Below are 16,777 nucleotides of genomic sequence, written 5' to 3'. Positions count from 1 at the left end.
GGACGGCCGTCACCGCGGCGTTCCGGCCGGTCCCGACCGCCGGCCGGCCCGCTGTTCCGACCGGTCCGACCGGTCTGTCCGGTCGGCCTGCCCGGTCAGGCCGGCCTGCCCGGTCACCCGGTCCGCCTAATCCGCTTCGCGGTCCGGCTTCGGGGCCCGGCGGGTGCGGGGGAGGACCCGGAGGGCGTCGCCCATGTCCGCGACCTCGATCACCTTCATGCCGGCCGGGACCTTGCCCGGGTCCGAGGGGACCAGCGCGTGCGTGAAGCCCAGCCGGTGGGCCTCGGCCAGGCGGCGCTGTACGCCCGTCACCCGCCGGACCTCGCCCGCCAGGCCGACCTCGCCGATGGCGACCAGGTTCTTCGGCAGCGGGGTGTCGCTCGCCGCCGAGGCCAGGGCCAGCGCGATCGCCAGGTCCGCGGCCGGCTCCGACAGCTTCACGCCGCCCACCGTCGCGCTGTAGATGTCCCGCTTGCCCAGCGCGCTGATCCGGCCGCGCTGCTCCAGCACCGCCAGCATCATCGACACCCGGGAGGTCTCCAGCCCGGAGGTGGTCCGCCGGGGCGACGGGATCTGGGAGTCCACCGTCAGCGCCTGCACCTCGGCGACCAGCGGCCGACGGCCTTCCAGGGTCACGGTCAGGCAGGTGCCGGGCACCGCCTCGGCCCGGCGGGTCAGGAACAGCCCGCTCGGGTCGGCGAGCCCGGTGATGCCCTCGTCGTGCAGCTCGAAGCAGCCGACCTCGTCCGTCGCCCCGTACCGGTTCTTCACACCGCGCACCAGGCGCAGCCGCGCATGCCGGTCACCCTCGAAGCTCAGCACCACATCGACCAGGTGCTCCAGCAGGCGCGGGCCGGCGATCGCGCCGTCCTTCGTCACATGGCCGACCAGCAGCGTGGACATCCCGCGCTCCTTGGACGCGCGGATCAGCGCCCCCGCCACCTCCCGCACCTGGGCCATGCCGCCGGGCGCCCCGTCGATCTCGGGCGAGGCGATGGTCTGTACGGAGTCCAGGATCAGCAGGGACGGCTTCACCGCGTCCAGATGCCCCAGCACCGCCGACAGGTCCGTCTCCGCCGCCAGGTAAAGGTGGTCGCTGAGCGCGTTGATCCGGTCGGCGCGCAGCCTGACCTGGCTGGCCGACTCCTCGCCCGTCACGTAGAGGGTGCGGTGCGCGTCGCTCGACGCCTTCGCCGCCACGTCCAGCAGCAGGGTCGACTTGCCCACGCCCGGCTCGCCGGCCAGCAGCACCACGGCTCCGGGCACCAGCCCGCCGCCGAGGACCCGGTCCAGCTCGTCGACCCCGGTCGTCCGGGCCGTCGCCTGCCGCCCGTCCACCTGCCCGATCGGCACCGCGGCGGTCGAGACCCGCCCGGCCGCGGTGGTCCGCACGGCGGGCGCGCCCTGCTCCTCGACGGTGCCCCACGCCTGGCATTCGGGACACCGCCCGAGCCACTTCGCGGTGGTCCAGCCGCACTCGGTGCAGCGGTAGGACGGCCGGTCCTTGGCGGATGAGCGGGATGTACGGGCAGCCATGCGCCCCACCGTAACGGCCGCCACCGACAGTGCCGCCGGGCCGGGGGCCGTGGCCGCCGCCGGCGGGCCCGCAGAGTGGGCCGCCGAGAGGCCGACAGGGGACCGCCGCGTGACGACCGAGGGACCACCGAGCGGCCACCGCGTGACGACCAAGGGACGACCAAGGGACGACCAAGGGACGGCCGAGTGACCACCGAGGGGCCGCCGAGTGACCGCCGAGGGGTGCCGGGGGCGCCGGACGTCAGGGCGCGTGTCCTGTTTTGTGTGATCTGTTCACCCGTAAGGATTAAAACTGCTGAAGGCTTCCGGGCCGTTACCCGCGCGCCGCCTACGGTCACCGGGTGAGCAGCAGCCAGGCACAACCCGCCCCGCGCACCGGCGCACACCGGGCGCACGGGCGCACGCTCCCCGACGGGGAGCATCCGCCCGCCTCCCCTCACGAGCCGTATCTGGACGGCCTGTTCACGTACTGCCTTTCGGTGCTGTGCGATCACGACGCAGCCGTCGCGGTGCTCGCCGAGGTGCTGGCCGTGGCCGAGCGGCATCCGGGGCGCTGTCCCGGTGAGGGCGACCGCCGGGCCTGGCTGTACGCGCTGGCCCGCTGGGCCTGCCTGCGCCGGCTGTCCGAGCAGCGGCGGGTGCGGCACAGCCGCCAGGGACGCCGGGGGCGTCGGGGCCGGCCCGCTTCCCTCGGCGGCGCACATACCGGAGGGCGTGCGCCGGAGCGCAGGGGGCGCACACCGGCGTACGGTCCGCCGGCCGCGGCGGAAAGCGCCCTCCCCCCTCAAGCCGCAGCCGGGGCCGAGCCCCGGCCCGACCCGGCCGAGGCCGCCCGGCAGCGCGCCGAACTCGCCCGGCTCGCCTGGCCCGAGGCCGCCGGTACCACCCCCGAACAGCGCGAGGCACTGGAACTGGCCGTCCGCCACCGCCTCGCCGTGCCCGAACTCGCCGCCGTGCTCGGCACCGCCCCGGCAGCCGCCCGCGAGCTCCTCTCCGGCGCGGCCTGCGAGGTCGAGCGGACCCGCGCCGCCCTCGCCGTGGTCGACACCGGCTGCTGTCCGTCCGTCGCCCGGCTCACCGGCGACAGTCAGGTCCTGCTGTCGACCACGCTTCGCGCGGAGCTGGTCCGGCACGTGGACGACTGCCCGCGCTGCCGCCGGGTCGCCGAGCGGGTCGGCGCCGGCGCGCCCTGGCCCGGCTCCGGCAGCACCAACACCGCCGCCCTGCCGCTGGTCCCCGCACCCCGCGGCGCCGTCCACGCGGCCGTGCTCGGTGCCGCCCGCTCCGGCCGGGCCGCCGGGCCCCGCTTCACCCGCACCGGGTTCCCCATGGACCCCAAGGACCGGGCGGCCCGCCGGGACCGGATCAGGGCCAGGGCCGTCACCACCACCGTGGTCGCCACCGTCGTCGCCGCGCCCGTACTGGCCCTCTGGGCGGCCTACCGGGGCGCCCCGCACACCGGGGAGCCGACCGCCGGCGGGGGCGCCACCCGGATCTCGGCGAGCGAGGCGGAGATCCCGCTGCGGTCGGACGGCCGCCCGCACACCGGCTACGAGAACGCCGGAAACGTCGGGAACGCCGCCCGAGCCGGCGCCGCCCCCGGCTTCCCCGCGGGCAGCCGGACCCCCGACGTATCGGTCGAGGTGATCAGTACCGGCGCCCCGTCCACCCCGACCCCGGCCGGTCCCGACAGCCCCGGCCGGATCGTGGTCGACGCGGTCTCCCGGGGCGCTACGACCTACCTCCGGCTCAGCGCCTCCGGCGGCGCCCCGGTGGACTGGCGGCTCTGGTCGGACGCGCCGTGGCTGCGGGTCAGCCAGGCCTCGGGCACCCTCTCCCCCGGAGAATCGGTCACCCTGGTGATCACCGTGGACCGGGACGCGCAGCCGGCCGGAGCCTGGCGGGCCCGGGTCGGGGTGGACCCGGGCGACGCCGTCATCGCCATCCAGGGGCGCGGCCGCCCGGCCACCACGCCGGGGCAGCCCACCCCGGCACCGGAGCCGACGCCCACACCCACGCAGACACCGGAACCGACCCCCACGCCCACGCCGACCCCCACGACACCGGAGCCCACGACGACCCCGCCGCCGACGTCGACGCCGGAGCCCAGCCCGCAGCCGCCCGAAGGAACGGTTTCCCCGTCCCCGGAGCCCTCGCCCTCGCCCGGCTGACTCAGGAAGCGGACCCGGACACCGGACCCGGACCCGAACCCGGTCCTGCAACGGCACCCGGAACCGGGTCGGCCGGGTGCGGAGCCATCGGCAGCAGCGAAGCCAGCCGCGCCTCGCACAGCTCGACCAGCGCGTCGTACCCCGCCTTGCCCATCAGCTCGGTCAGCTCGGCCCGGTACGACACGTAGACCGGCTGCCCCGCGCCGTGCGCAGAAGTGGCCGACGTGCACCACCAGTGCAGGTCGTGGCCGCCCGGACCCCAGCCGCGCCGGTCGTACTCGCCGATCGAGACCTGCAGCACCCGGGTGTCGTCGGGCCGGTCGATCCAGTCGTACGTACGCCGGATCGGAAGCTGCCAGCACACGTCCGGCTTGGTCTCCAGCGGCTCCTTGCCCTCCCGCACCGCCAGGATGTGCAGCGAGCAGCCGGCCCCGGCCGGGAACCCGGGCCGGTTCAGGAAGATGCAGGCACCCTTCCAGCGGCGCGTCTGCTTCTCCCCGTCCTCGTCGTGCTGCGTCCACCCCGTCTCGCTGCCCACGTCGTGGAACTCCCACAGTTCCGGGGTGAGCCGTGCCACGTGCTGCGCGACGCGCTTCTCGTCGTCCTCGTCGGAGAAGTGCGCGCCGAGCGTGCAGCAGCCGTCGTCCGCCCGCCCCGCCTTGATCCCCTGGCAGCCACTCCCGAAGATGCAGGTCCAGCGGGAGGTCAGCCAGGTCAGATCGCAGCGGAAGACCTGTTCGGCATCGGCGGGATCGGGGAACTCCACCCAGGCGCGGGGGAAGTCCAGGCCCTTCTCGTCGGCCGAGGCCGGCACGGCCGCCGCAGCGGCCCCGCCGGGCTTGCCGGGCTTCTTCTTCGTCTTGGCCTTCTTCGTATTTGGCACAAACCCAAGCCTAAGCGCCCCTTCCGTCACCCATACGCGTTCATGCCAGTAGCGTTTCGCGTATGAGACTCGGTGTCCTTGATGTGGGTTCGAACACGATCCATCTGCTGGTGGTGGACGCGCACCCCGGCGCACGCCCGCTGCCTGCGCACTCGCACAAGGTGGAGCTGCGCCTGGCGCAGCTCCTCGACGAGCGCGGTGCCGTCGGCCCGGCGGGCGTCGAGCGACTGGTATCGGTCATCGGGGGCGCGGTGCAGGCGGCCGAGGACAAGGGCTGCGAGGAGGTCCTGCCGTTCGCGACCTCCGCGGTCCGCGAGGCCACCAACGCGGACGAGGTGCTGGCCCGGGTGAAGGCCGAGACCGGCGTCGACCTCCAGGTGCTCAGCGGGGAGGACGAGGCCCGGCTGACCTTCCTCGCCGCCCGCCGCTGGTTCGGCTGGTCGGCCGGGAAGCTGCTGGTCCTCGACATCGGCGGCGGCTCGCTGGAGATCGCGTACGGCATCGACGAGGACCCGGACGCGGCCGTCTCCCTTCCGCTGGGCGCCGGCCGGCTCACCGCGGGCTGGCTGTCGGCCGACCCGGCGGACCCGTCGGACGTCAAGGCGCTGCGCCGCCACGTGCGGGCGCAGATCGCCCGCACGGTCCACGAGTTCAGCCGCTTCGGGGCGCCCGACCACGTGGTGGCGACGTCGAAGACCTTCAAGCAGCTGGCCCGGATCGCCGGCGCCGCCCGCTCGGCCGACGGCCTGTACGTACAGCGGGACCTCAGCCGCAAGTCCCTGGAGGAGTGGGTACCGCGGCTGGCGGCGATGACGGTCGGCCAGCGGGCGGCCCTGCCCGGGGTGTCGGAGGGGCGGGCCGGACAGCTGCTGGCGGGGGCGCTCGTCGCGGAGGGGGCGATGGACCTGTTCGGCGTGGACGACCTGGAGATCTGCCCCTGGGCGCTGCGCGAGGGCGTCATCCTGCGCCGCCTGGACCACCTCCCGACCCCGAGCCCGGCCCCGGTCCTCCCGTAGCCCCGGCCCTCGGCCCCCGTCCGGCAGCCGGTCGCCCCGGCCCCGGTTCTCCCGTAGTCCCGGTGCTCCCCGCCCCCGGCCCGGCAGAAGCCGGGCGGGGGGCGGACCCGTACCCTGTCTCCGTGGCAGAACCAGTCCGGATCCCCAACGCGAAGGTCGCGCTGTCCACCGCCTCGGTCTACCCCGAGTCCACGGCCACCGCCTTCGAGATCGCCGCGCGCCTCGGCTACGACGGCGTCGAGGTCATGGTCTGGACGGACCCGGTCAGCCAGGACGTCGACGCCCTGCGTCGGCTCTCCGAGGTCCACCAGGTGCCGATCCTCGCGGTGCACGCCCCCTGCCTCCTGATCACCCAGCGCGTCTGGTCCACCGACCCGTGGACCAAGTTGCAGCGCGCCCAGGCCGCCGCCGAGCGGCTCGGCGCGTCCACCGTCGTCGTCCACCCGCCGTTCCGGTGGCAGCGCCAGTACGCCCGCGACTTCGTCACCGGCATCTGGCGGATGGCCGACGAGACCGACGTCCGGTTCGCCGTCGAGAACATGTACCCCTGGCGCTACCGCGACCGCGAGATGCTCGCCTACGCCCCCGAGTGGGACGTCACCAAGGACGACTACCGCCACTTCACCGTCGACCTGTCGCACACCGCCACCGCCCGCACCGACGCCACCGCGATGGTCGACCGGATGGGCGCCCGCCTCGCCCACGTCCACCTCGCCGACGGCAACGGCTCCGCCAAGGACGAGCACCTGGTCCCCGGCCGCGGCACCCAGCCCTGCGCCGAGCTGCTGGAACGCCTCGCCCTGAACGGCTTCGACGGCCATGTGGTCATCGAGGTCAACACCCGGCGCGCCATGTCCTCCGCCGAGCGCGAGGCCGACCTCGCCGAGGCCCTGGCCTTCACCCGCCTCCACCTCGCCAGCGCCGGCACCACCGCCCCGCACGGGACCCGGCACCCGTGACGGACGTACCGAAGCGGCCGCGCCGCGGCCCCGGCCGGCCGCCCCGCGACGAGGCGGAGGAGGGCCCGAGCACCCAGGAGCGGATCCGCCTCGCCGCCCGCGAGGTCTTCGCCGAGCGCGGCTACGACAAGACCTCCGTGCGCGGCGTCGCCAAGGCCGCCGGAGTCGACCCGGCCCTGGTCCACCACTACTTCGGCACCAAGGACGATCTCTTCGCGGCCGCCATCGAGGTCAGCATGGAGCCCGCCCTGGTCGTGCCCGCCGTCCTCGGCGAGGGCCCGGAAGGCATCGGCGAGCGGCTCGCCCGCTACTTCCTCGGCGTGTGGGAGAACCCCGTCACCCGGGCGCCGCTGCTCGCCGTCATCCGGTCCGCCCTCACCCACGAGGCCGCGGCGAAGGTGCTCCGCCGGCTGGTGCTGCGCCGCGTGCTGGAACGGGTCGCGGCCGACCTCAACGTCCCGGATCCCACCTTCCGCGCCGAGCTCGCCGCCTCGCACATGGTGGGCATCGCGATCCTGCGGTACGTCCTCCAGGTCGAGCCCCTCGCGTCCGCGGACCCGGAGGCGATCGTCGAGCTGGTCGCCCCCACCCTGCAGCGGTACCTGACAGAAGAGTGACGGCCCCGCACCCCCGGCCGCATCCGCCGGCGCCGCCCGGGGGAGCCCGCCCGGCCCGCCCGACGTGGGACGGGACGGCGGGGCGCCCGTCCGGTGACCGATCCCTGAGCCCGGCGTCCCGACATCCGGACGGACCGTCCGCATCCTGAAGCCAGGGGCGTAATCTCGTAAGCAGCCAATGCAGTCGCATTCTGCTCGTATTCCGCTCTATGGGGAGTGAACCCGATGCCCGAGCTGAGGTCCCGCACCGTCACCCACGGCCGCAACATGGCGGGCGCACGTGCCCTTATGCGCGCCTCGGGCGTAGCGAGCGAGGACATCGGGAAGCCGATCATCGCGGTCGCCAACTCCTTCACCGAGTTCGTCCCCGGCCACACCCACCTGGCCCCGGTCGGCCGGATCGTCTCCGACGCCATCCGCGCGGCGGGCGCGGTCCCCCGCGAGTTCAACACCATCGCGGTCGACGACGGCATCGCCATGGGCCACGCCGGCATGCTGTACTCCCTGCCCTCCCGCGACCTGATCGCGGACAGCGTGGAGTACATGGTCGAGGCCCACTGCGCCGACGCCCTGATCTGCATCTCCAACTGCGACAAGATCACCCCCGGCATGCTGATGGCCGCCATGCGCCTCAACATCCCGGTCGTCTTCGTCTCCGGCGGCCCGATGGAGGCCGGCCAGGCCACCCTCGTCGACGGCACCGTCCGCAAGCTCGACCTGATCGACGCCATGGTCGACGCCTCCAACGAGAACGTCTCCGACGAGGACGTCCTCCGCATCGAGGAGAACGCCTGTCCGACCTGCGGGTCGTGTTCCGGCATGTTCACCGCCAACTCGATGAACTGCCTCGCCGAGGCCATCGGCCTGGCCCTGCCCGGCAACGGCTCGGTCCTCGCCACCCACACCGCCCGCCGCGCCCTCTACGAGGACGCCGGCCGCACGGTCGTCGAGATCACCAAGCGGTACTACGAGCAGGACGACGAGTCCGTCCTGCCCCGCAACATCGCCAGCCGCCAGGCCTTCGAGAACGCCATGGCCCTGGACATCGCGATGGGCGGTTCGACGAACACGATCCTGCACCTGCTGGCCGCAGCGCAGGAGGCCGGCCTGGACTACGACCTCAAGGACATCGACGAGGTCTCGCGCCGCGTCCCGTGCCTCGCCAAGGTCGCGCCGAACGTCGCGCCCGGCGGCACGTACTACATGGAGGACATCCACCGGGCCGGCGGCATCCCCGCCATCCTCGGCGAGCTGCACCGCGGCGGCCTCCTCAACAAGGACGTCACCACCGTCCACTCCGCCAACCTGGAGGACTGGCTCGGCACCTGGGACGCCCGCTCCGGCACCGCCTCCGACGTGGCGATGGAACTGTGGCACGCGGCCCCCGGCTGCAAGCGCTCCGCCACCGCCTTCTCCCAGTCCGAGCGCTGGGACTCCCTGGACCTCGACGCCGAGGGCGGCTGCATCCGCTCCGTCCAGCACGCGTACTCGAAGGACGGCGGCCTCGCCGTGCTCCGCGGCAACATCGCCGAGGACGGCTGCGTCGTGAAGACGGCCGGCGTCGACGAGTCGATCTGGACCTTCGAGGGCCCGGCCGTGGTCTGCGAGTCCCAGGACGAGGCCGTCGACAAGATCCTCCGCAAGGAGGTCAAGGAAGGCGACGTGGTCGTCATCCGCTACGAGGGCCCGCGCGGCGGCCCCGGCATGCAGGAGATGCTCTACCCGACCTCCTTCCTCAAGGGCCGCGGCCTGGGCAAGACCTGCGCCCTGGTCACGGACGGCCGCTTCTCCGGCGGCACCTCCGGCCTGTCCATCGGCCACGCCTCCCCGGAGGCGGCCTCGGGCGGCACCATCGCCCTGGTCGAGGACGGCGACCGGATCCGCATCGACATCCCGAACCGGTCGATCGAACTGCTCGTCTCCGACGAAACCCTCGCCGCCCGCCGCGAGGCCCTCGGCGGCGTGTACGCCCCGAAGAACCGCGAGCGGACGGTCTCGGCGGCACTGCGCGCCTACGCGGCGATGGCGACCAGCGCCGACAAGGGCGCGGTCCGCGACGTTTCCAAGCTGGGCTGACCCCCTCGACGCCGTACCGCTGTACGTGAACCCCGCCTTCGGGCGGGGTTCACGGCGTTTCCGGCCCGCCTACCAGCCGGCCGGGTCCGCCGAATCCACGGCGAACACCGACCCGTCGGGCGCGGCGGCGAAGACCCGCCCGTCGGCGACGACCGGCGCGGGCCGGGTGCCCGCATAGGTGTTCCGCCCGGTACCCATCCGCGGATCGGTCTGGCCGACCAGGCGGCCGGCGGCCGCGTCCACGGCCAGCAGCCGCCCGTCCGCGGCGGTCAGATGGACCCGGCCGGCTCCGAAGACAGGCCGGGAGGCCACGCTCACGCCCGTCTCCAGCCGCCACTGTTCGCCCCGTCCGCCGACGGCGACCAGAGTCCCCGAGGTGCCGAACAGGTAGACGACGCCGTCGGGCCCGACCTCCGCCTGCGCCTGCAGCAGCGGAGCCGTGAGCGGGATGCCCCGTACCGCGCGGGTGCGGAGGTCGATGCGGACGACGGAGCCGGTCTTCGACCGGCCGTCGTCCGGCAGCAGGTACAGGCTGCCGCCGGCCACCCCGACCGGAGTGACGAGCCCGGGGGCCCTCAGCTGCCACAGCAGGTTCCCGTCCGCCGGGTCCACCGCCGCGACCTGGGTCGAGCCGCCGTCGGGGCCGGGCGTGGCGAGGTACACGGTGGCCCGTCCCGACTGCTCCGGGCCCGGACGCCACACCGATCCCGTGCCGCCCAGCCGCTTGGCCCACCGCACGGTCCCGGTCGCCGCGTCCAGCGCGGTGACCCCGCCGTCCACGGCCGCGATCAGCACCTGTGAGCCCGCCGGGACGACCTTCGCGCCCCCGGGCAGCCGCTTCGTCCAGCGCTCGCCGCCCGTCGCCGGGTCCAGGGCCCGGAGCAGCTCGCTGCCGTCGGGTACGACCAGGACCAGCCCGCCGGCCTGCAGCGGGGCGGTGTGCTGGGCCGTGCTTCCGCTCCGCCCGGCCGCCGCCACGGACCACTGCCGCGAACCGTCGGACGGGTCCAGCCGCGCGGCGGCCACCCCGACGCCCGCGCAGTACAACGCACCGGAGGCCCAGGAGCAGGCCGGTGCATGGTTCGCGGGCCGCTGCTCACCCAGCCGAACCGTCCACGGGCGGAACGCGAGCGGCCCGGCCGGCGACTCGGCCGCCGTCGAACGCCGGGCGGGCTCGGTGCCCGTACGGAACTCCAGGTATCCCGCGACGGCGCCGCCGACCAGCAGCAGGCCGAGTCCGAGCGCGCCCGCCCGCCTCCGGTTCCACCGGATCCAACGGCTCCGCGGCTTCTGCGGGTTCTGCGGCCCGGGTGTGCTCCGCGCCCCGACGGCCTCGGCCCGCGCCGCCCCGGCCCGCGCCGCCCCGGCCCGCGCCGCCCCGGGCTCGGCCCGCCGGTGGGTGACCTCCTCGACCACGGCCGGCCGGCGCGGCACGGGGATGAAGGCCCGGGTGTCCTCCGAGGTCGGATAGGCCGCCGCCCGCAGGCCCACGATCAGCTCGTCGGCGGACGGCCGCGCCGCCGGATCCTTGGCCAGACAGCGCCCCACGATCCCGGTGAGCGCAGGCGGCACCCCGGCCAGATCGGGCTCGTGGTGCACCACCTGGTACGCCACGATGTACGGGCTGTCCGAGTCGAACGGCCCGCGCCCGGTCGCCGCATGCACCAGCACCGCGCCCATCGCGAACACGTCCGCCGCCGGCCCGACCTCCCGCGGCCGCTGGAACTGCTCGGGCGCCATGAAGGGCGGGGTCCCGATCAGCTTCCCGGTCTCCGTCCGCAGATCGCTGTCGTACGGGCGGGAGATCCCGAAGTCGATCACCTTCGGCCCGTCCGCCGCCATCAGCACATTGCTCGGCTTCAGATCCCGGTGCACCACGCCGGCCCGGTGGATGTCGCGCAGCGCCTCCGCCAGCCCCGCGCCGAGCCGGGCCAACTCGGGCCCGTCGAGCAGCCGCTCCCGGGCGCGCTCGGCGAGCGTCGGCGCGTCGATGAAGAGAGTGGCCATCCAAGGCCGCTCGGCATCGGGATCGGCATCCACGACCGGCGCGGTGAAGGCGCCGCTGACCCGCCGCGCGGCGGCGATCTCCTGCCGGAACCGGGCCCGGAACTCCGGATCCACCGCGTGATCGGCGTGGACGACCTTGACGGCGAGTTTCAGCCCCGACGCGGACGTGGCCAGATGGACGACTCCCATGCCGCCGGAACCCAGCACGGATTCGAGCCGGTACTGCCCGGCGTACTCGGGAAACCCGGCCTGCTCCGCCCGCAGCGACTGCATCGCCCACCACCCCCGCGGGAGCCTAGTCGATGGGGCGTACGAATCGGCCACAGCCTGCTACCCTGCGCGAGTTGCCGAGCGAAACGCTCAACGGGGGAGATTCAGATGTCGGTTGAGAACGCGCCGGGCGAGGCCCAGACCCTTGCCGCGGCGTCCGGCCTCCAGTCGTTTCCGGTCGCGCCCGGCTACCGGGTGAACGTCCGCAGCGGCCCCGGCACCAACTACTCGGTCGTACGGGTCCTGCCCTACGGCGCCTGGGTGACGATCAACTGCCAGACCCCCGGCACGCGGGTCTCCGGCCCGTACGGCACCTCCAACATCTGGGACTGCATCGGCAACGGCGAGTTCGTCGCCGATGCGTACGTGAAGACCGGCACCGACGGCTACGTGGCCTCGCGCTGCGGCTGAGTCCGGCCCGCCCTGCGGGGGATAATCGCTGATGTGAGCGACGACCAGCGAGACCAGACCCCCGCCGAAGCGGCGGAACCGGAGTCCCCCGCCGCGGCCGCGGAGCCCGCCGGCCCCCAGCCCGAGCCGATCAAGTTCTTCGGCACCACCTGGGTGAACCACGACGGCGGATACCTCCTGCGCCGCATCGGCATGGCCGTCGGCTCGATCGTCACCGCCGTGGCGGCCGCCTACCTCCTCCGCTTCGCCTACGAAGGCCTGGAGATCGGCAACGTCGGCTCCTTCCTCTCCATCTCCGTGGTCGTCCTCTTCGCGATCTGCAGCTCCATCGCCTTCGCCAAGACCTGGGAGTCCTTCAGCCGCCGCCCGGCCCCCTCCTCCGACGAAGCCTCCCTCAAGGGCCTGAAGGCCATCGGTTTCATCGGCTCCCTCATCGCGTACTTCCTCCGCTGCCTGGCCGAAGCCCCCGGCGAGAAGCTCCACCGCGCCGAGTACGAGAAGGCCCTCGCCGAGTACGCCCGCCGCCGCAGCACCCGTAGCGGCAACCCGGCGGCCCGCCGCCCCAAGCGCAAGAAGTAGCCGACCGGGCCCGCCGCCCGCCCTCCTTCCGCTGACCCCTCTGTTGACGCCCCGGCACAGCCAGGAGCATTATTCATCACATGATGAATAACAGAGCTGCGCCCTCCCCGGCCGTCCACGCCCACGGCCTCACCGTCCGCCGCGGCACCGGCCGCCGCACGCTCCGCACCGTCATCGACGCCATCGACTTCGACGTCCCCATCGGCCGCATCACCGGCCTCCTCGGCCCCTCCGGCTGCGGAAAATCCACCCTCATGCGCGCCGTCGTCGGCACCCAGGCCCACGTCACCGGCACCCTCGACGTCCTCGGCCACCCCGCCGGCCACCCCACCCTCCGCTCCCGCATCGGGTACGTCACCCAGGCGCCCTCGGTCTACGACGACCTCACCGTCCGCCAGAACCTCGACTACTTCGCCGCCGTACTCGACCCCGGCCGGACCGCCGCCGACCGCCGCGCCGAATCCGTACGCAAGGTCATCGCCGACGTCGACCTCACCACCCACACCGACGTCCTCGCCGGCAACCTCTCCGGCGGCCAGCGCAGCCGCGTCTCCCTCGCCGTCGCCCTGCTCGGCACCCCCGAACTGCTCGTCCTCGACGAACCCACCGTCGGCCTGGACCCCGTCCTCCGCCGCGACCTCTGGAACCTCTTCCACGAGATCGCCCGCACCCGCGGCGCCACCCTCCTCGTCTCCTCCCACGTCATGGACGAGGCCGAGCGCTGCCACGACCTGCTCCTCATGCGCGAGGGCCGCATCCTCGCCCAGGACACCCCGGACGCCCTCCGCGACCGCACCCACTCCGACACCGTCGAAGCAGGCTTCCTCCGCCTCGTCGACGAGGCCAACGCACTCGCCCGGGAGCAGACCCGATGACTTCCACGACCGCCACGACGGAAACGACCGGTACGGCCGCCACCACCGCACTGAACATCTCCCGCACCACCGCCACCGCCGCCCGCGTCCTGCGCCAGCTGCGCCACGACCCGCGCTCCATCGCCCTGATGCTGCTGGTCCCCGTCCTGATGCTGACGCTCCTGCGCTACGTCTTCGACGGCAACCCCAGGACCTTCGACAGCATCGGCGCCAGCCTCCTCGGCATCTTCCCGCTCATCACGATGTTCCTGATCACCTCCATCGCCACCCTCCGCGAACGCACCTCCGGCACCCTCGAACGCCTCCTCGCCATGCCCCTCGGCAAGGGCGACCTGATCGCCGGCTACGCCCTCGCCTTCGGCGCCATGGCCGTCGTCCAGTCCCTGCTCGCCACCGGCACCGCCCTGTGGGTCCTCGGCCTCGACGTCATCGGCTCCCCCTGGCTGCTCCTGCTCGTCGCGCTCCTCGACGCCCTGCTCGGCACCGCCCTCGGCCTCTTCGTCTCCGCCTTCGCGGCCTCCGAGTTCCAGGCCGTCCAGTTCATGCCGGCCGTGATCTTCCCCCAACTGCTGCTCTGCGGCCTCTTCGCGGCCCGCGACACCATGCACCCGGTCCTCGAAGGCATCTCCAACGTCCTGCCCATGTCCTACGCCGTCGACGGCATGACCCAGGTCCTCACCCACACCGACATGACCGCCGACTTCGTCCGCGACGCCTTCGTGGTCGCCGGCTGCGCCGTCCTCGTCCTCTGTCTCGGCGCCGCCACCCTCCGCCGCCGCACCGCCTGACCACGGACCGGACACCCGCCCGCCCCACCTCCCACCAGTGCAAGGATGAGGAGACAGTCAGCGCACGCGTGCAGGAAACGTTCGGCGAGGTGAATCGGGCATGACCCAGACAGTCGCAGTCCTCGGTACCGGCAAGATCGGCGAGGCCCTGCTCAGCGGCATGATCCGCGGCGGCTGGCCCGCCTCCAAGCTCCTCGTCACCGCCCGCCGACCCGAGCGCGCCGAGGAACTCCGGACCCGCTACGGCGTCGAGGCCGTAACCAACGCCGAAGCCGCCAAGCGCGCCGACACCCTCATCCTCACCGTGAAGCCGCAGGACATGGGCAAGCTCCTCGAAGAGCTCGCCCCGCACGTCCCCGCCGACCGCCTGGTCATCAGCGGTGCCGCCGGCATCCCCACCGCCTTCTTCGAGGAGCGGCTCGCCCCCGGCACCCCCGTCGTCCGCGTCATGACGAACACCCCCGCCCTCGTCGACGAGGCCATGTCCGTCATCTCGGCCGGCAGCCACGCCACCGCCGAGCACCTCCTCCACACCGAGGAGATCTTCGGCGGCGTCGGCAAGACCCTCCGCGTCCCCGAATCCCAGCAGGACGCCGCCACCGCCCTCTCCGGCTCCGGCCCCGCCTACTTCTACTTCCTCGTCGAAGCCATGACCGACGCCGGCATCCTCCTCGGCCTGCCCCGCGCCCAGGCCCACGACCTCATCGTCCAGGCCGCCATCGGCGCCGCCGTGATGCTCCGCGACAGCGGCGAACACCCCGTCAAGCTCCGCGAGGCCGTGACCTCCCCCGCCGGCACCACCATCAACGCGATCGTCGAGCTGGAGAAGCACGGCGTACGGGCGGCCCTCATCGCCGCCCTCGAAGCCGCACGCGACCGCAGCCGCGAACTCGCCTCCGGCAACAGCTGACGCGCCGGGGCCCCGCCTCGGCCGGGCCCCGACCCGCACCCCTCTTCAGGGAGCCAGCGGCGCCGGGGCCCCGCGGGGCCCCGACCCGCACCCCCTCTTCAGGGAGCCAGCAGCCCGATGGCCTCGTACGCCCGGTCCACCACCGGCCGCGCCACCGACCGGGCCCGCTCGGCCCCCGCCCGCAGCACCTTCTCCACCGCCGCCGGATCCGCAGCCAGCTCCGCGTGCCGCTCCCGCACCGGCCGCAGCAGCTCGATCACCGCCTCCGCCGTGTCCTTCTTCAACGCGCCGTACGAGCCGTACTCGCCGGCCAGCGCCCGGGGGTCCGCCCCGGTGCAGGCCGCCAGGATGTCCAGCAGGTTGGTCACCCCCGGCTTCCCCTCCCGGTCGTGGGCGACCCCGCTCCCGCTGTCGGTCACCGCCCGCATGACCTTCTTCCTCACGACCTCCGGCTCGTCCAGCAGATAGACGATGCCCGCGCCCACGTCATGGGACTTCCCCATCTTCGACGTCGGCTCCTGCAGGTCCATGACCCGCGCCGCCACCTCGGGGTGCGTGGCCCGCGGCACGGTGAACGTCTGCCCGTACCGCTGGTTGAACCGCACCGCCAGATCGCGGGTCAGCTCGACGTGCTGCCGCTGGTCCTCACCGACCGGCACCTCGTCCGTCGCGTACGCCAGGATGTCGGCCGCCATCAGCACCGGGTACGTCAGCAGCGACAGCCGCACCCCGTCCCCGGCCGCCTGCGCCTTCGCCGCCTTCTCCCGGTACTGGATCATGCGGCGCAGCTCTCCGTCGGAAGCCGTGCACTCCAGCAGGTAGGCCAGCCGAGTGTGCTCGTCCACATGGCTCTGCACGAACAACGTGCACCGCTCCGGGTCCAGCCCTGCCGCCAGCAGCAGCGTCGCCGCCTGCCGGCTGAGCCTGCGGACGCGCGCAGGGTCGTGCTCGACGGTCAGCGCGTGGAGGTCGACGACACAGAACAAGGCCGCCTCCGGCCGCTGCCGAGCCGGATCGCCCGAACCTGCGACCCACTGCCGGACGGCCCCCAGGTAGTTGCCCAGCGTCAGGTGCCCGGTCGGCTTGACCCCGCTGAAGACTCGCGTCATGTCTGCTTCTCCCTCTGTGTGTGGTGGTGTCGGTGCCGGCTGCCGGCGACCGAGCCACCCCGGAGGGCAGAAACAAGAACGGCCGCCGAGGCGGCGGCCGTGGAGCGCATGCGTGCTCGCGTGGAAGGTCGGCCGCCGTCAGGCGGCCCACCAGCGAAGGCTGAGCGTGAGCGCATGCGTAGTCATGGGCTCCAGGGTAGTCCTGGGGGTGGGCCACCGCAGGCAGTTGACACACACGTCCGCGATCCGTAAGGTTCTTCGAGTTGTCCGAAGTGAGCGCCGACTGCGGTCGGTCCCCGGACAGCCATTCCGCAACACTCATTCGAACGAACGACGCACTTTGTCGTCTCGTTTTCATGCGTATTTGCGAATGGGGAATCCGTGTCCGAGAGGCACAGCCGCCGATTAGGTCGGGGGCAAGGAATCCGCTAAGGTCTCATCTCGTCGGAACTGCCCAACGGGCAAGGAAGACAAACCCGCTGACTGGGAGTCAGGCCCGAAAGGATCTGATAGAGTCGGAACCGCCGGAAAGGGAAACGCGAAAGCGAGAACCTGGAAAGCACCGAGGAA

14 protein-coding genes are annotated in these 16,777 nt (G+C 73.4%); 10 read left to right on the top strand and 4 right to left on the bottom strand.

The annotated features are described in order from the left end of the window. Positions 1–126: 126 nt before the first annotated feature. Positions 127–1,536, bottom strand: a complete 1,410-nt coding sequence (gene radA / locus AB0447_RS32650) for a DNA repair protein RadA (protein WP_366480505.1) — start codon at positions 1,534–1,536, stop codon at positions 127–129. 341 nt (positions 1,537–1,877) lie between these two features. On the opposite strand from radA, the gene AB0447_RS32645 reads away from it, so the two are divergent. Then, complete coding sequence (locus AB0447_RS32645; protein WP_366480504.1) at positions 1,878–3,707, top strand: hypothetical protein; 1,830 nt, start codon at positions 1,878–1,880, stop codon at positions 3,705–3,707. A gap of 1 nt (position 3,708) precedes the next feature. On the opposite strand, the gene AB0447_RS32640 is transcribed toward AB0447_RS32645, so the two are convergent. Beyond that, entirely contained in the window at positions 3,709–4,521 is an 813-nt protein-coding gene (locus tag AB0447_RS32640) for a hypothetical protein (RefSeq protein WP_366480531.1), read from the bottom strand. 131 nt (positions 4,522–4,652) lie between these two features. On the opposite strand from AB0447_RS32640, the gene AB0447_RS32635 reads away from it, so the two are divergent. From AB0447_RS32635 to ilvD, 4 genes are all read left to right on the top strand, one after another. Further along, positions 4,653–5,606, top strand: coding sequence for a Ppx/GppA phosphatase family protein (locus AB0447_RS32635; RefSeq protein WP_366480503.1), 954 nt, complete (start codon positions 4,653–4,655; stop codon positions 5,604–5,606). Positions 5,607–5,728: 122 nt separating this feature from the next. Further along, complete coding sequence (locus AB0447_RS32630) at positions 5,729–6,565, top strand: sugar phosphate isomerase/epimerase (RefSeq protein WP_366480502.1); 837 nt, start codon at positions 5,729–5,731, stop codon at positions 6,563–6,565. Continuing rightward, positions 6,562–7,182, top strand: a complete 621-nt coding sequence (locus tag AB0447_RS32625) for a TetR family transcriptional regulator (protein WP_366480501.1) — start codon at positions 6,562–6,564, stop codon at positions 7,180–7,182. Before AB0447_RS32630 ends, AB0447_RS32625 begins: the two co-directional genes overlap by 4 nt. 225 nt (positions 7,183–7,407) lie before the next feature. Beyond that, positions 7,408–9,258, top strand: a complete 1,851-nt coding sequence (gene ilvD, locus AB0447_RS32620; protein ID WP_366480500.1) for a dihydroxy-acid dehydratase — start codon at positions 7,408–7,410, stop codon at positions 9,256–9,258. Positions 9,259–9,327: 69 nt separating this feature from the next. Here the strand turns inward: ilvD and AB0447_RS32615 are convergent, their stop codons facing one another. Further along, positions 9,328–11,538: a serine/threonine-protein kinase gene (locus tag AB0447_RS32615; protein WP_366480498.1), complete on the bottom strand. Its 2,211-nt coding sequence runs from the start codon at positions 11,536–11,538 to the stop codon at positions 9,328–9,330. A gap of 105 nt (positions 11,539–11,643) precedes the next feature. Between AB0447_RS32615 and AB0447_RS32610 the strand changes: the two genes are divergently transcribed. From AB0447_RS32610 to proC, 5 genes are all read left to right on the top strand, one after another. Further along, the gene (locus AB0447_RS32610) at positions 11,644–11,946 is read left to right on the top strand and encodes a peptidase (RefSeq protein WP_366480497.1); all 303 of its coding nucleotides are present in this window, start codon (positions 11,644–11,646) and stop codon (positions 11,944–11,946) included. Between the two features lie 33 nt (positions 11,947–11,979). Further along, positions 11,980–12,525, top strand: a complete 546-nt coding sequence (locus tag AB0447_RS32605) for a hypothetical protein (protein ID WP_366480496.1) — start codon at positions 11,980–11,982, stop codon at positions 12,523–12,525. 80 nt (positions 12,526–12,605) lie between these two features. Further along, positions 12,606–13,400 carry an ABC transporter ATP-binding protein gene (locus AB0447_RS32600; protein WP_366480495.1) on the top strand — a complete coding sequence of 265 codons (795 nt, stop codon included), beginning with the start codon at positions 12,606–12,608 and terminating at the stop codon, positions 13,398–13,400. Further along, positions 13,397–14,188 (top strand): ABC transporter permease, encoded by a 792-nt coding sequence (locus AB0447_RS32595; protein WP_366480494.1) that lies wholly within the window; start codon positions 13,397–13,399, stop codon positions 14,186–14,188. The genes AB0447_RS32600 and AB0447_RS32595 overlap by 4 nt, the downstream gene beginning before the upstream one ends. Positions 14,189–14,288: 100 nt before the next feature. After that, entirely contained in the window at positions 14,289–15,098 is an 810-nt protein-coding gene (proC, locus tag AB0447_RS32590; protein WP_366480493.1) for a pyrroline-5-carboxylate reductase, read from the top strand. 98 nt (positions 15,099–15,196) lie between these two features. On the opposite strand, the gene trpS is transcribed toward proC, so the two are convergent. Next, positions 15,197–16,207, bottom strand: a complete 1,011-nt coding sequence (gene trpS, locus AB0447_RS32585; protein ID WP_366480492.1) for a tryptophan--tRNA ligase — start codon at positions 16,205–16,207, stop codon at positions 15,197–15,199. Positions 16,208–16,777: the final 570 nt, after the last annotated feature.

Origin of the sequence: Streptomyces sp. NPDC051211, from assembly GCF_040689505.1 — a bacterium.
GTDB lineage: Bacteria > Actinomycetota > Actinomycetes > Streptomycetales > Streptomycetaceae > Streptomyces.
This window is presented reverse-complemented; position numbering and strand designations above follow the sequence as displayed.